Source organism: Solibacillus sp. NPDC093137, assembly GCF_050280445.1.
Lineage (GTDB): Bacteria > Bacillota > Bacilli > Bacillales_A > Planococcaceae > Solibacillus > Solibacillus isronensis_B.
This window is the reverse complement of the sequence record NZ_JBNNVH010000004.1, coordinates 112,518-127,504: the sequence shown is the minus strand read 5'-3', so window position 1 is coordinate 127,504 and position 14,987 is coordinate 112,518. Positions and strand designations below refer to the sequence as shown.

Below are 14,987 nucleotides of genomic sequence, written 5' to 3'. Positions count from 1 at the left end.
GCCGTTTGCCATTGAAAGCTATGCGTTAATGATGACGCCACCATCAACATTCAATGTTTGTCCCGTCATATGTCTTGAATCCTCACTTGCTAAAAATAGTACGACCGGTGCAATATCCTCATACGGCGTACCGAAACGTCGAATCGCTGTTTCTGAGAAACCTAAAGCAAGTGGAGAGCGATGTTCTTCAGGCAATTGATCAATATAGGCTTGAATACCATCCGTAATAGCACCTGGGTTCACAACATTTACATTAATATTGTCTACACCCCATTCACGTGCAGCTACACGAGATAGTGCACGAATCCCTTCTTTAATCGCTGCATAAGCTGCATAGCCTTCTTGTCCTTCATTACCACTGCCAGAGCCGAAGTTAATAATTTTACCACCGTTTTCCTTCATGTACGGGTAGCAAAGTTTCATAAAGTCCCACGTTGTCACAAGACCTGTTTGGTAGCTTCTATCAAGTGTCTCACGTGTATGTTCTAAAAATGAATGAGGTGGCTCAATCGCTATTGCTAAATTTACTAAAATATCTACAGTTTGATAGTGTGCAACCGTTTCTGAAATAAATGCTGTTGACTCTTTAAGATCAGTAGCATCAAATGCTTTTGCAAATACATCTGCACCTTTATCTTTGCATAATTCAGTTGTTTCATTAAGACCGTCTGCATTAATATCACATAATGCTAGTTTAGCACCTTCTTCTGCGAAGCGAAGTGCAATATATTTACCTAATCCGCCGCCTGCTCCTGTAATAACAGCAACTTTTCCAACTAATTTGTTCATGATGTATTCTCCTTCTTTGCTAACAATTACTTTACAATGAATGAAGTAACCTGTTAGTCAATAACAAAGATTTGTAGTACGGTTTCATTTTAAGCAACTTCTTTGATGTAAAATACTAATTTTTAAAGATTTTTATAAGTATTTATAGGTTTTTTATTTTTCATTATTTCAAAATATTTCATTTCGTAATGGAAAGTAAAATTCAGTTTGGTAGCCATCAATAATACTTCTGTTCTGAAAATCTTATTTTTGTGCTAAACAGAGAATAGCTAGTGTCATCCTTATGCAACAATTGGACCCGATTCTTCAATAAGAAGATCGCATTTTTCATTAAGGGCCATGTATCTTTAAATATACGTTTAAATCCCGTAATGAATCATATATTTATTTTCATTTTTTGCTTGCATTATTTTTTGGCCCAGTTCATTTAAATCGTCAAATTGTTTCAAATCATCAGTAGATAAAACTATATCTAAAAACGTGGGTAATGATTCTGGAGGAATAATAGTAATACCGTGATATGCCAATCCGTATTCAGGACGATTTAAAGAATGGAAATAAGTTTTCATTAACGATAAGGGCTTCATTATATTTGTAATTATCTCATCGTCTACAGAAATACATTGAGACTTCTCAGGTGCATAGTTCTTGTAGGATTTTTCGGTAATATCGATATCTTTTATAATTCCAAATGCGTGTGTTAAGGGCATTAGCAACCACCTCTTATTATTGTTAATCATAATACTACTATAAATTTCTTGAATAATTAAAGGTTGAATAAACGTTACCAAAGCGTCTTTTGATATCATCTCATAGCTTAACATTGTAAATGTATAAATCTAATCCTACCTTATGCAACAATCGGGCGCTATTGTTGAGTAACACAGTAAGAAAATAATCAAATTTTTATAAAAAACTAACTTATAACTACTAAGGGAGAATCTATTTTGAGGCATCTTTTTTTTATGGCTTCTTTTTATTTATTATAAAATAAAGATTTAAGGGGATTTTGTTCAAACCTTATTTTAAAGCTACATCTGTATTAATAATTTCATAAAAGGACAAGGATCGTCGTCGCATAACTCGCCAACCTATACTAAAATTGTATTTAAGGGAGGCGTTTTTTTATTGAATGACATTACGATTGACCAATTATTATCGCCAAAACGTAAAGCCAAAAAACGATTAATTATCGGCTTTTTAATAATTATATTACTTATAGTGGTTGGAATTTTTATATACCAAGTAACTAAAGTTGAAGTGAAACTTGTTACCAATGAGGGGGAGAAAGTCGTTTCTACCCATGCACATACAGTAGACCAATTATTAAAGGAAAAGAAGTTAGAAATAACGGAGCATGACAAACTTTCACCTTCAGGCGGTTCAAAGATTGAAGAAGGTATGACGGTTTACTGGGAACACGCAAAACCGATCAGTATTAAATTGAATGATGAAGTAATCAAAGTATGGACGACAGATAAGCTCGTGAAAGATATTTTAGCTGAAGCGAATATTACCGTGGGGCTACATGATAAGTTGTCAGTTGCACTCGATAGTGAAGTGGATAAGAACCGAGAAATCATTATACAACAAGCATTTCAAGTAACAGTAGTTGATGGGCTTGATATTAAAAAATATTGGACAACTTTTACTACAGTTAGTAATTTTCTAAAGGAAAAAAATATTAAATTAGGGGAATTGGACCGAGTGAACTACAGTTTTGATTCCTATATTAAAGCTGATACGAAATTAAAAGTGATCCGCGTTGAGAAGGAAACCGAAGTTGTTGAGGAATCCGTTGCCTTTTCTACTGAAAAGAAACAAGAACCCAATTTATTAGCTGGTAAAAAGGAAGTTTATTCGGAAGGCCGTAATGGGAAAAAAGAGCGTACATATGAAATTGTGAAAGAAAATGGTAAGGTTGTTGCCAAATCGGTTATCGCTGAGGAAGTTACTAGAGAGCCAGTTACCGAGGTCATTTCAGTTGGTACAAAGATTGTTGAACCAATTGTAGCCGCGACTCCTGAGCAATCTATAAGTGATAGCTCAAATGATTATTCCAATGACCTTTCTTCAGATAATTATTTACACGATGCTTCAAGTGTTTTTGCAACAGTAGATAATGAACCGACAAGCAGTAAACAAGAATTGTACGTAGAAGCAACAGCTTACACACCGTTTTGCACAGGTTGTTCAGGTATTACAAAAATGGGTATCAATGTTCGTATTAATACCAACATCAAAGTAATAGCGGTAGATCCAAGCGTTATCCCGCTAGGGTCGAAAGTGTGGGTTGAGGGGTATGGGTACGCCATTGCTGCCGACACAGGTGGAGATATAAAAAATGACCGTATTGATGTGTTAATGCACTCCAATAGTGAAGCATTTATTTGGGGACGAAAAAGAGTAAAACTACTGATATTGTAAAAATAAAGGAAGGGGTAGAAATGATGGGAATTAAGGTTGAAACGTTAGAAGAAATTAAAAATTTAGCGGAAGTATCATTATATCAACAAATAACGTACAAAGATTTCATCTATCAGAGAATCCAGATTATTGATGAACCGGTTATTGCCTTCTTTAATGACACTGAAAATCATTTAATCCGAATTTTTAATGATGGCAGAATAAATATTATGTACTGCTTCTTAGATATGCTGCAACCGGGTGTATATTCTTATAGAAATGATCATCGGAAAATACATTAATAAATCTAAGGAATTAAAAATGAGTGCACAATATAAATGTAGACAGTATGAACAAAGCATTAAGGCAGCTTTAAATTTAAAGGGCTTACCAAAAATCCTATATGCAGACAATAAATCAGTGAGCATTAGCGCTTTTGTCAAAGCCTATGGCAATCGAGCAGATACAAAAGCTAAAGGGTTGTTTTTACATAGAAAGCTTCCTTTTCCTTTCAATCATAAAGGCGTGATTATAATTAGGGAAGATTCAGTTGCAACGCTGGCACATGAATTAATGCATTACAAACAATGGACAATGAAGAATCATTGGCTACGGCGCGGTCCTTTCAAGACTGCTTACTACAACTTATTTTATTATTTTTACCCAACGGAAGTTGAAGCTTTTGATTTTGCCGAGCAGTTTATTAAAACAGCTAATTTAAATGATGAATATTTGTATTATAGACAGTTAAGGCAAGCATTGAAACGTAACAATTTTAAGAGTTTAATCGTTGTAGCGATTTTATGTATATTGGTAGGAATGGATATTTATTATCTGCTGAAAGATTTAGAAAGTTAATCTCCGCGCATCCGCCTGTCAAAATATATCTATATATACGTATATCCATATATTTTTAAATTTCTATTATAAAAACAAAAAAAGAAACGACTATATTAGCTGAAGCTAATCAGTCGTTTCTTTTTTTGTTTTCTTTTTAGTAGGGAATCCGTACTTTTTATTTTCTTCAATTAATTTTTTTGCTAAAACTTTTGCCTTTTCTTTTTTGCTCATTTTCCTTCAACTCCTTACTCCAAGTGTTACCTATATAAAACATTTTTATACAACTAATTTTTTAGGAGATACAGATAAATCTAGGAATGAATGAGTGTTTCCATAGGATAAAAAAGTCCAAAAAAACAGCCAGTTTTTCAGCATAGAACGCTCTTCCCTTTTCATACACTGGGTTAAGTCTAGGAATAAAAGAAAGATTCCATATTGTAAACTCAGAAAAATGGGGGGATATTCATGGTTGGGGTAGAAACAAAGGGGAAACGACACAGAAGTGATAAGAAGCGTGATGTAAAGCCTACCATTCTAGTGGAATTGAAAGATGCCATTTATCGACTATCATATATTACAAAAACAAGTGTAAAGGACGTAGTTGAGCAAATGATCCTTCACTCTATAAATAGTCGCAAAATAGTAGATGATTTATCTAAGTATTTTCGTAGGCAAATTCATATGAACGATACTATCTTTCGAGGGAATATTGAAATGCCGCGAATCGCAAAAAGAGAGGAAGGAGAAAGAGAACAGGTTACAACGCGGTTGAAACAGAGAGATTATGAAATTGTATCTGCTCTAGCTTATGCGCTTGATGTTAGTCCAACGCGAGTGTGCGCAATACTGTTAGATGCTGCTATGCACGATTATGATTTTATTAATTCGTATGTAAAAAAATACCTCACAACTGAATTAATGCCTGGTCAATTAAATGAGCTACAACAGATATTAGTTTATGTAAACGATGTTGATGAGGTTGGAGAAAAGCTGTCACTAGCCGATTTACTTTCGCGGATAGTAAATGAAGTAAGTGTACCTATTACAAAACTGAAGGATACTGTAAACGATTTTATAATAAAAAATTGGCGTGACTGATTATACATTTCCAGTAGAATGGTGCAAGAAATAAAAAGAAACAAAGGATCTGCTCAACGTATTCTAGACCAAGTATACAAACAATGCTAAATTAAAAAAATGTTGTGTCCTATTATGTGGGATATTCAGGGGAAGAGGGTTTTTATACTTTATGATTACTACAACTTTGGCAGTGATTGGTGGAGGAATTATCGTTACACTGCCTATGCTAATTCTCGGAAAGCCTGTTGCTTATGATGAAGAATTTAATGAATGGCGATAAGAAAGCCAGTAATATCCAAATATATTTAATTAAGAGATGTTTGTATTTAAACTTTTCAGAAGTTCAAAGGGCAGCTGAATTTTATTTCGGCTGCCACTTTCAATATTCAGTTTCACCGGGCAATTGTTCGCTTTCTTTAAATGAAATAAGGGAAGGAGCACACCTAATAAAATCAACCTTAAAAGCACAAAATGTACTGTTTTTATCCGATAAAATAAAGAGAGAGTTGAGAATTATTCAAGAACTACCCACAACTACAAATGAGGAATTGGGTGTGTTTTTCCGAACTACTAATGAAAAGCTCTTGTTTATCGAAAGGCAAATACCTTCAAAATATAGACGCGGTTTGTTGATATTTAATCTAGTTGAAACGTTAGCTTTGTCCTTAACCACGTTAGCTACGTTTTATATATTGAAATAATACATAAACATAAGGGGAATATAGCATGAGCAATAAATTAATGAAATTATCAGCATTAACAACGGTATCAGCTATGGTATTAGCTGGATGTACGGCACCTTCCGAAACCATTCTGGATCAATCAAATATCACATCTTCAACTCCAAATACCGAAAATGAACATTTAGACATTGAAACGGTTCCCGATACAATGACTGAGGAAGAATATGCAGATATGAAACTTGAAGAAGAACTGGCAAACGTAGAAGATAGCGAATTTTTCAATACGTGCGACAAGTGGGAGGAAGACGACGACGGCTCTGTAGAGTGCCTTGACGAGAATTCCGAGTATTATGCGCAGCACTTTTTCAATGGTTTAATGTTCGCTACGGTGGGGGCGATGGTAGGGAACTCAATGTATAAATCTATGAACAAGAGAGACGGAGAATTACGTCAATCCATTATAAATAATGCTGTTGTATCACCAAATAATAAATCGAGTAAATCTAATGCAAATTCCAGCAAAACAACGAATAGCAGTGGCAATGTAAAAAGCAGTAGCAACAACAACAGCAGTAATAACAGCAGTACCAACAATAGCTACAGCAATAGCAACACCAACAGCTACAGCAACAGTAGCAATAGTTATTCAAGCGGAAAATCTGGATTTAGTTCAGGCGGAGCTTCGCGTGGCGGTTCAGCATCTTCATAAGAAAAAGGCGGAATTTAGTTATGGTCAACAATACATATAGTGAAAAACGAGAAGCATTTTATCAAGCATTCCCTGATTTCTTCTCAGACATTGATCAGTTGGAATATGCTCTATATAATGTAATGCCTTTATCTGAAGCGACTATTAGCGAATTAGAGTATGCTACTAATATTTTATGGAAAATCTTTCAAAAGGTCGCTAAACAGTTCAAGCATTTACAGCCCCAACAGTTACTTGCATTAGGTATTAGGGAAGAAATGATACCTTACATACATTTAGATTATTTACAGCAACAGTCGATACTTGCACGCTTTGATTTTATTTGTTCCGAAGATGGTCAGATTAAAGTGATCGAATTAAATGGTGATACACCTTTCCTCATAACAGAAACATTCAGAATGAATCAATTTTTGTGTGATGAGTTTCAGTTATCTAATAAAAACAATGAAAAAGTCTTGGTAAAGAGCTTGTCACAAGGTTTGTTATCTGCCTTACATTACTTAAATAAACCAATTAAAAGTCCGTTAAAGGTTGTTATTACAGGTAAACAGGCAGAAGAAGATATTGAGGAATACACACACGTTAAATACTTACAGAGCATCCTTCCATTCGAGCTCGAATTTGTGCCGATTACACAGTTAATTATTTACGAACAAGACACAGGCACAATTGAAAGGGGGCTATACACACCAAACATGGGGCGTATTGATATTTTATATCGCCCAGCTCACCCATTGGAATTTTTAGTTGATGATATTTCTAATGATGAAGAAGCATCTCGAATTGGTCTTTCATTGCTAGAGCTTGTTAAAGATCGTCAGTTGGCTATCATAAATTCACCTGCTGCATATGTATTACAATCGAAAATTTTATTATGGCTTATTTGGGAACGTCGCAACGATCCTAAATTGTTTACAAAAGAAGAACGTGTGGCTATTGAAAAGTACATGCTACCAACCTATCTGTCAGCTGAGCCATTCATAGTAAACAATTCAGCTTATGTAAAAAAGCCGGTATATGCCAGAGAGGGTAATACAATCGAAATTCATAAAGCTAATGGTGATATATTAGCAACTTCGCAATTTACTCATTACACCGATAATTTATATGTGTATCAGCAATACATTCAAATGCCAGAAGTCGAAATAACGCTTAAAGATGGGAAGCATATAAAAAAATGGCTTATCGGTTCGTTTGTAGCAGATAACCGCGCCTGTGGCTTTGCTTGTCGTGTAGGGAACGATATTACCGAGTGGGATTCCCATTGGCTTGCGATTGGCATGGTAACAGAGGACGATCGTGTGTAAAGGATTTATTTCAACAGAGGTGTACATAAGTTTTGATTAAGAATAAAAGAAATTGTAGAATTATTTATTTTTGGAATTTCCAACAGTCGCGTAACAGATATGAATATTATTTGGAACTACAGGATAAGCGATTACTTGGAATGTATGAAGATGGTTTTGTTGTATTGTTAATTTATTCAACAATACCGCGCGGTCTATTTAAAAAGAGTGTACGTACTATTGAGCTGCAGAAATCTAAAAAGGAAGGTCTGGCTCGATTGACCGAATTACATTCAATAGAAGGAAATAAAAGCGATGTAGAACAATTTATTGTAGAGCCCGCTCATAGTGAACGTTTCAACTTAGCTCTATATCCTACAAATAATTCGTTATTACTTCATCGTTTTGAGAAAGACCAACCACTACCTAAGTTTGCATTTGATACGGTACAAGATGCCGAAAACTTTTTATCCGAATTAAATGTAGCAACACAGCTATATATCACTGAAAATAATGAAGTGTGGAAAGAGATAAATTGCTAATTATTTAGTGGTCTGTTTTACAAGGATTTCGTCCACTAGCTATACTAATGGTCTGTTTTGGATAAAACAGTCACCGTTAGTATAGGTTAGTACCTCAATTTAAGACGAAAATTACACACAAAAAAAGCGACCACTCTCCCAACAACGTAAAGAGTAGCCGCTTTTTTTATATTGGGTAATACAATACCCATTCCTAAAGGTTGTTTAACGATTAGGAAAGTCAGTCCTTACTAAGGTAAAGTTATCAACGTGGGTTGATATATGGTTGCTGACTCAACCTTTAATAGAATTATATGCTTTGTAAAACTATTTAATACATCTTATTAAACTATTTCTAATAACAATATATAATTTCATCTTTACTTTAAATTATTTACTGTTTCCATTATCTTTGTTTTTATTTGTTCTTCAGATTGCTGAACGCTATCAAAATCACGATATAATGACCGACCTGTTTCAAGATGCAATCCCCATTCTTCCAATAATGCAAGATAAGTACTCTCTATATGATTTAAACTTCCATGTGAGCCAACGTATCCGTTCCCAGCTTGAAAATTTTCAAAACGAACAGGATATTCTTTTATATGTGCTCTACTTACCCAAGGAATCAATTTAGGATAACCGTCATAGTCAATTACAAGTGAATTAGTATAAGTATCATTTCCATTTAATAAAACATTACTAAGCTGCTCCCTTGTAAAAATCGGGTTAAGAGGTTTTGTAATTCGGTGCGCAATAATTTCAATCTCTGATTTATTGTCAAATAAATCAGAGATTTTCTCATTCAAATCTATAACTTCCCCGTTAACAGAAATCGGATTATTAGATTTTAACCAGCTATCTGCTGCTGAATAACTCGGGAATAACATATCGGTATCCGGGTTAAAAGATTTAAAATCACTTTGTTGGTTCCACGAACTATCCTTAGACAAACGATAAGTTTCATCAAGACCAAGTAAATATTTGTAGGCGTTAATAGAAAATAACATACAATTCCTCCTTATTGTTTATATACGGTATTAACTTACCATGAATTTCCTGACGTTGAAAGTGGACAATTTAGAAACCACAGGCTTATTACTCTCTTTACTGTTTATTGTTACAGTAAGCCGCAGATTATTATTCTGAGTAGCAAGAGGGACCAGGTGTAACAAATTGTAAAAAAGGGTTTGACAAAGGATAATATGAAAATTTTTGGATTAAAATTAAGATTTTTGTTATTGTAGTATAGATAATTATTTAGAAGGAGTTTTTTATGAATGAAGAAATTTAAACACTTAGCATTTGCAGCAGTTATTACATTAGTAGCCAGCATGGCAATAGCAAACGAAGCACATGCAAACGATCTTGAACAAGAAGTAAATTTTGACCAACCTTTCGAGGTGAATATTAGCAAAGAATCAAAGTATTACAATTTTGAGCTTGAAAAGGATGGCCGCCTAGTTGTTGAATTGGATGCTGCTGGTAATTCTTGGGCCGTTCTTGATATTGTAAAAAATCGTACTACTGTTAAACAAGAACGTATCTCAAATATTAACGACAACAAAGAGTTTTCGACATATACATATGACCTACCTGCAGGGAATTACACACTTGTATTCACTGGGAGTTACCTTAATAGAGGGCATTATAACGTGGATTTAGACTTTACAACGTTTGCATCGGATGAAGTGCAACCGAATAATACAATCGACCAGGCGCAGCCAATTAAATCAAAACAATTAATTAATGGATTTATAGATGAAGTTAATCTCATTGATTATTATAAAGTTACATTAGACAAGCCAGCGGTCGTTGATGTTGAAATTAAGGGGTATTTAGACGGGTACACTTCATACAAATTATTAGATACTGATATGAATGTAATTTTTGACAAACGTAAAGACAGTACCTATACAGAATTTGCAAAGATCAACCAAACAACAGAAAAATTAAAACCGGGTGAGTATTTTATAGCTGTTTACGCTGAATACCGTTATTATCCTCGGGGGAAATCTACAGGTAAATATCAATTAATGGTAGATGTTAAGAATGAAATAACAAACAATGCTATTACCAAATTTAAGGACTATAAACCAGGCTTGTACTGGACGGAGCCTTTTGCATGGGGATTTGGGAAGAATGTTATTAATGGTGATAAAACTACAATGAAGTTGAATCCAAATAATAAAATAAACGAGTCGCAATGGTTAGCAATGTTACTTCGCTATGCTTACGATGTTAAGGATGCTACAAAAGGGAAGTGGCACGATCCTTATTACGCGAAAGCAAAACAATTAGGCTTAAAAGTATCAAATAAGCCTAGTTATAATTTAACTCGTGGTGAAGTTGCCCAAATGCTTGCTACAATAGCAGAAGGCAAGACGATGACAGAGCGAGAAGCGGTATTATGGATGTTTGAAAAAGGGCTTACTACAGGCACAAATGCAGCTGCAGGAGCTACTTACGAGAACTTTAACCCTAAAGGGAACATGACGCGTTCACACGCTGTAACCTTTATGTATCGTTTATTTGAAGAACAATAATTAAACTAATAGTAACCAACTGTTTTGAGCAAACCCGCCTCAATTCGGTTGGTTTTTTCTATGTAGGAAACTAAAACTATAAAAATTGTTGTTTTGACAAAGGATTGGACCCTATTGTAAGAGATTCATACCATTTTTACTGATAAGATTAAGTAATAATTCAACACATTATAAATTAAGGATACAATACTTCATATTATCCGACGCTATAATGTTAAATAATATTTACATTACAGGTCAATAAGATGAAAAAAGACCTGATGAAAGGATGAACACATGAAAAATACCGATATATTAGCGGTTGTAGGGTATGTATCATTTATATATTGCATTATCTATTTAATTTTCAGCATTATTTACTTTGTTCTCAATACGAAAGAGGGAATAAAAAAATTAAATCGATGGAACGATAAATTAACTAAGGTTCGATGGATTAGTAAACAATCAATATTAGTAACTGGCGCTTTCATGTTATTCAAGATCTGTTTAACGATAAATTTAATTTTATTTAATCCAATACCATTGCTACTCATTGTCTATGCGTATTTGACGAATATTGTATTGTTATGTATATTTGTTCGAAATACTTCAAAGCTTTCAGCACATTATCGAATGGCAATTAACCCTTACAAACAATTTAAATTGTTTCACATTCTGTTAGAAAAAGAGGACAATTATTTTGATTTCTCACTACAGTATTGGTGCCTATTAATGGCTGTTTCAACGTTCTTACCAATAGGAATAGTGCCTTTATTGTTAGTGATTCAATTCTGGCCATTCTTAATCTATTTAGAGTTTTATTTTAAATACAGAAATGAATATTCTCGTAACAAGCAAAACAGCCTTACGACAATTTTATTACAATTAATTACATTGAACTTGCTCCAACCGATCTTTTTGTCCCTAGCAATTAAAGATGGTATGAAAGCAGCTAATAAGCAGTAAGAAAGGCTGATTAAATGGAATATTATCTTTACAATTACAAAGTGATACAACCACGTTCAAAAAAATATTTAGTCGTTGATTTTATGGAAGGGGAAAAATGTATCGCCCTATATAATTTTGTAGTCAATGCATTTGCAGATAGAATAAATAACGAATTAATCGGACAAATAAACACAGCATTTGAGAATGTTTTAACTTGTGGGATTAAGCGTGAGTTTGTTGAGGGGAAATACAGTGGCTTAGATATTCGGTTTGATTATACTGAGGTTTTTGACACCTATTTCGAGTGTGATCCAAATTCCAGCAATCAGTTAAGCATGTTCGTAGATACACGTGAACTCTATTACATGTTGATAAATTATATTTATGAAGTTAGAAAATTTAAAGCAAACCCTGAAAAGTACAGCATTGATGAAAATAATAAAAAAAAATTAAAAAAAGTTTCATTTTGACAAAGGATTAGGTTGGAAAGTCCAAGCGCTTATTAAAATTCCTTGTTAATATAATAGTACAGACAATTAAATGCTAATGAGAGCCTAACTATAAAAAAACAACTTCCAGAAACCTATATACATCGCTCTTGCTAGCATTTGTTCTCTTAGCATCATTGAAAATCTTTTTGTGATATTTCACTCCCATCACAACAGATTGTTCGCCGGTGCGATTGCTGCTGGTATTAAAAATACCTAACATATTTCTCTTACTCTTATTGTTGTTATTTTGGTTTATTTTCGGTTTTAAAATCATACCCATTAAGGAAGGTGGACTTGTTTGCGATTCAAGTTTATCTTCCTTTTTTGGTCTTAACTACAGTTGTTGTTTTTCCAATTAATTGGGATTATAATGTAGATGTCGGTATACTCCGGCTTCCAAACCTCAAGTGATGTCTATGCAGGGTGGTCTTAACTTGAGGTTTTTTATTTTCTATCACTAGGCGTGAGGAACTTCATTCCTAACACACGTTTCATTTCTTCACTTACCCAGTTCCTCAAGGCAATATTACTATAACTTCTTGTTTCATCGAATCCTCTAAACAATATAAAATAATAGGTCATAAAATCATCAGATTTTTGCTTTTCAATTTTACAGCCTTTCTTATATAAAAAGTCCCTTAACTTTTTAAATTCCTGAAAAGTCTCGTTAATTTTTAATTCATACCATGCGTCAAACACGTCTTTCATTTTCAATTGTGATATGTGATCTCTGTCACGTTCAAGTGTTTTTAAGAATAATTCCAGTACAATGTACCGGTGAATTTCGTCGCTAAGTTTCATGAATTCTTTATGCATTTAGTCCACTCGCTTTACAGATTATTGGATGTATCACTAAAATGTTCTCTATTTTAAATGTTCTTTTAGCCTGTCTTGAAAAACAGTATGCTTGCACAGTATCGCCGGCAATTTTAATTATCTTAAGACGGCGTTTCGTTATTGCGTCGTCTTTTGCTATATAAATAATATCTATGATTTGGTTGTGTTGCATGGCTTTTTTAATTTGTTCTTTCATAACAAAACCTCATTCTTTTTGTACAATTATAGAACATACGTTCTTATAATACAACCATATAAAATTGACATTATTACGAGTAAATTAATAATTAAAATTTAAACAATGAGAAGCACTCATGTTTTGGGTTTAGTATGCCCGAAATATGAGTGCTTTTTGTTGTTTTAAGGAGGTGTGATAAAGCATGATGATCATTATTTTAGGGGTACTGTCGGTTGCCTATATTACATTATTTATAGCAGCTAGTATTAAATCCTATTTTAAAATAAGTAAGGAAAGATATGAGTATGAGTCTATACATTTATTCACTTTAGTTTTCTTATTTACGATAAGCTCAATTTATGCGATGTGTATCTTTCTTTTATTGTAAAAGAAACCAACGATTTATCGTTGACCCTTGCAGTCCAAATACAGCATTTAACCCTGAACCGAATTTCGTAGCGGTCCAGGGTTTTGTTCATTTTATGAGTTTCTTCTATTTAAATGTAGTCAACCATAATGTCGCTGCTCCATTGTTTAGAAGTATGAACATCTTGAATAATTGAAGAGGAACAGTATCGATTTTGTATTAAAAAATGGTTGTTAAAATTAATATTACTTCTTCTTTATATAGTGTTGGGTGGTTAGCCTTACAAAATAAATACAAAAGGTGGTTTTAATCATGGCAGTAAAGTATCGTCTATCAAATGAAACAAGAACTATTACAATCACTAAAGCCCAAGTTTTGGAGCGAGGTTTTCTAACTGTAACGGTTGCTGGACTTTTAGGGGGAACAACAACGAGTGGGGAAGTTAACCGTCTCTTATATGATGTAAGTGATACGGCTATTTTAGGTACGACAGGTGCTTCTTCTAAAGTTGATTTAGTCAACCGTATTAATTATGTATATTATGCAGGAGATTCAACTGCTCTTAGCACGGCTGCTCAACAGGCAAAATCCGGAGGTAATGAACTTATTTCCATTGCAGATTATGCAGTAGAAAATGGATATTCTTCTGTGACAGTAACAATAGCAAATGTTGAATTATATGATACAAGCAATGGTCAAGTATATTTGAAACTTCCACGCGATGTAACTAAAACTATTTACAACAGCTAAAAAATGTAATAAAGTCCGCATATCAATATAAAGATATGCGGACTTTATTAATTACTTAAATCAGTAAATGAATTTAGTATGTTAAAAAATTTATCTGAGTTAATAATATTGTAAGAGTGAATTCCATTAGAGTCATCAAGGAAGTAAATATTTTTTTCACGTTCGTACACAAATATAGTGAAGTTTTGGTTAAGATTTAATTTTATTGTTGAACCTTCTTTAAAATTATAAGTCATATAAGAAGGAATTAATTTTAAATCGAGTAACTCCTTAATAATTATTTTGCGTTCTTCCTCTGTTTTTACGTCAACCTTATACCCTTCTAATGGATCTGGTCGAATAGACAATTCTGTACTTTCTATATCGAAATCAGCCTCAGTTAAAATACTCTTTATGGTGTATATATTTTCATTTTTTTCTTGAGTGACAGTTGGATTTTGTTTACTTTCATACAATCTCCCTCCCATAAATGCTCCTAATATAACGAGGGCGCAAATTGCTGTTATAAATATACGTTTTTTCATATGAACACTCTCCCTATAATTCCATTTATTTCATTGTAACAAAAAAATTAATT

At 33.5% G+C, this 14,987-nt stretch carries 18 protein-coding genes; 12 read left to right on the top strand and 6 right to left on the bottom strand.

What is annotated here, in order from left to right:
- Nucleotides 1-18 precede the first annotated feature (18 nt).
- Nucleotides 19-789 carry an SDR family NAD(P)-dependent oxidoreductase gene (locus tag ACQKN3_RS14865; RefSeq protein ID WP_427712796.1) on the bottom strand — a complete coding sequence of 257 codons (771 nt, stop codon included), beginning with the start codon at nucleotides 787-789 and terminating at the stop codon, nucleotides 19-21.
- A 359-nt stretch (nucleotides 790-1,148) separates the two neighbouring features.
- On the bottom strand, nucleotides 1,149-1,499 hold the full coding sequence (locus tag ACQKN3_RS14860) for a short-chain dehydrogenase (protein ID WP_427712793.1): 351 nt from the start codon (nucleotides 1,497-1,499) through the stop codon (nucleotides 1,149-1,151).
- Nucleotides 1,500-1,917: 418 nt separating this feature from the next.
- Here ACQKN3_RS14860 and ACQKN3_RS14855 point away from each other — a divergent pair, with 418 nt between their 5' ends.
- The 8 genes from ACQKN3_RS14855 to ACQKN3_RS14820 all read left to right on the top strand — a co-directional run bounded on the left by ACQKN3_RS14855 (nucleotide 1,918) and on the right by ACQKN3_RS14820 (nucleotide 8,335).
- Nucleotides 1,918-3,216, top strand: a complete 1,299-nt coding sequence (locus ACQKN3_RS14855) for a ubiquitin-like domain-containing protein (protein ID WP_427712791.1) — start codon at nucleotides 1,918-1,920, stop codon at nucleotides 3,214-3,216.
- A 20-nt stretch (nucleotides 3,217-3,236) separates the two neighbouring features.
- Nucleotides 3,237-3,497 carry a hypothetical protein gene (locus tag ACQKN3_RS14850; RefSeq protein WP_427712788.1) on the top strand — a complete coding sequence of 87 codons (261 nt, stop codon included), beginning with the start codon at nucleotides 3,237-3,239 and terminating at the stop codon, nucleotides 3,495-3,497.
- The gene (locus tag ACQKN3_RS14845; protein WP_427712785.1) at nucleotides 3,475-4,053 is read left to right on the top strand and encodes a hypothetical protein; all 579 of its coding nucleotides are present in this window, start codon (nucleotides 3,475-3,477) and stop codon (nucleotides 4,051-4,053) included. Before ACQKN3_RS14850 ends, ACQKN3_RS14845 begins: the two co-directional genes overlap by 23 nt.
- Nucleotides 4,054-4,500: 447 nt before the next feature.
- On the top strand, nucleotides 4,501-5,133 hold the full coding sequence (locus tag ACQKN3_RS14840; protein ID WP_427712782.1) for a hypothetical protein: 633 nt from the start codon (nucleotides 4,501-4,503) through the stop codon (nucleotides 5,131-5,133).
- A 248-nt stretch (nucleotides 5,134-5,381) separates the two neighbouring features.
- Nucleotides 5,382-5,816 carry a hypothetical protein gene (locus tag ACQKN3_RS14835; RefSeq protein ID WP_427712779.1) on the top strand — a complete coding sequence of 145 codons (435 nt, stop codon included), beginning with the start codon at nucleotides 5,382-5,384 and terminating at the stop codon, nucleotides 5,814-5,816.
- Between the two features lie 25 nt (nucleotides 5,817-5,841).
- Nucleotides 5,842-6,507: a hypothetical protein gene (locus ACQKN3_RS14830; protein WP_427712776.1), complete on the top strand. Its 666-nt coding sequence runs from the start codon at nucleotides 5,842-5,844 to the stop codon at nucleotides 6,505-6,507.
- Between the two features lie 20 nt (nucleotides 6,508-6,527).
- Nucleotides 6,528-7,814 (top strand): glutathionylspermidine synthase family protein, encoded by a 1,287-nt coding sequence (locus ACQKN3_RS14825; RefSeq protein WP_427712774.1) that lies wholly within the window; start codon nucleotides 6,528-6,530, stop codon nucleotides 7,812-7,814.
- 32 nt (nucleotides 7,815-7,846) lie between these two features.
- Nucleotides 7,847-8,335, top strand: a complete 489-nt coding sequence (locus ACQKN3_RS14820; protein WP_427712772.1) for a hypothetical protein — start codon at nucleotides 7,847-7,849, stop codon at nucleotides 8,333-8,335.
- Between the two features lie 359 nt (nucleotides 8,336-8,694).
- Here the strand turns inward: ACQKN3_RS14820 and ACQKN3_RS14815 are convergent, their stop codons facing one another.
- A complete protein-coding gene (locus tag ACQKN3_RS14815) occupies nucleotides 8,695-9,324 on the bottom strand; it encodes a hypothetical protein (protein WP_427712770.1) in 630 nt (209 codons plus the stop codon).
- Nucleotides 9,325-9,594: 270 nt separating this feature from the next.
- On the opposite strand from ACQKN3_RS14815, the gene ACQKN3_RS14810 reads away from it, so the two are divergent.
- From ACQKN3_RS14810 to ACQKN3_RS14800, 3 genes are all read left to right on the top strand, one after another.
- Nucleotides 9,595-10,860, top strand: a complete 1,266-nt coding sequence (locus tag ACQKN3_RS14810) for a hypothetical protein (protein WP_427712768.1) — start codon at nucleotides 9,595-9,597, stop codon at nucleotides 10,858-10,860.
- Between the two features lie 276 nt (nucleotides 10,861-11,136).
- The gene (locus ACQKN3_RS14805) at nucleotides 11,137-11,805 is read left to right on the top strand and encodes a hypothetical protein (RefSeq protein ID WP_427712766.1); all 669 of its coding nucleotides are present in this window, start codon (nucleotides 11,137-11,139) and stop codon (nucleotides 11,803-11,805) included.
- A gap of 14 nt (nucleotides 11,806-11,819) precedes the next feature.
- Nucleotides 11,820-12,257: a hypothetical protein gene (locus tag ACQKN3_RS14800; RefSeq protein ID WP_427712764.1), complete on the top strand. Its 438-nt coding sequence runs from the start codon at nucleotides 11,820-11,822 to the stop codon at nucleotides 12,255-12,257.
- 465 nt (nucleotides 12,258-12,722) lie between these two features.
- On the opposite strand, the gene ACQKN3_RS14795 is transcribed toward ACQKN3_RS14800, so the two are convergent.
- Together ACQKN3_RS14795 and ACQKN3_RS14790 are read right to left on the bottom strand one after the other, a co-directional pair.
- Entirely contained in the window at nucleotides 12,723-13,094 is a 372-nt protein-coding gene (locus ACQKN3_RS14795) for a hypothetical protein (protein WP_427712762.1), read from the bottom strand.
- Nucleotides 13,087-13,311 (bottom strand): transcriptional regulator, encoded by a 225-nt coding sequence (locus ACQKN3_RS14790; RefSeq protein ID WP_427712759.1) that lies wholly within the window; start codon nucleotides 13,309-13,311, stop codon nucleotides 13,087-13,089. Before ACQKN3_RS14790 ends, ACQKN3_RS14795 begins: the two co-directional genes overlap by 8 nt.
- A 661-nt stretch (nucleotides 13,312-13,972) precedes the next feature.
- Between ACQKN3_RS14790 and ACQKN3_RS14785 the strand changes: the two genes are divergently transcribed.
- Nucleotides 13,973-14,410, top strand: a complete 438-nt coding sequence (locus ACQKN3_RS14785; RefSeq protein WP_427712757.1) for a hypothetical protein — start codon at nucleotides 13,973-13,975, stop codon at nucleotides 14,408-14,410.
- A 47-nt stretch (nucleotides 14,411-14,457) separates the two neighbouring features.
- On the opposite strand, the gene ACQKN3_RS14780 is transcribed toward ACQKN3_RS14785, so the two are convergent.
- The gene (locus ACQKN3_RS14780) at nucleotides 14,458-14,934 is read right to left on the bottom strand and encodes a hypothetical protein (RefSeq protein ID WP_427712754.1); all 477 of its coding nucleotides are present in this window, start codon (nucleotides 14,932-14,934) and stop codon (nucleotides 14,458-14,460) included.
- Nucleotides 14,935-14,987: the final 53 nt, after the last annotated feature.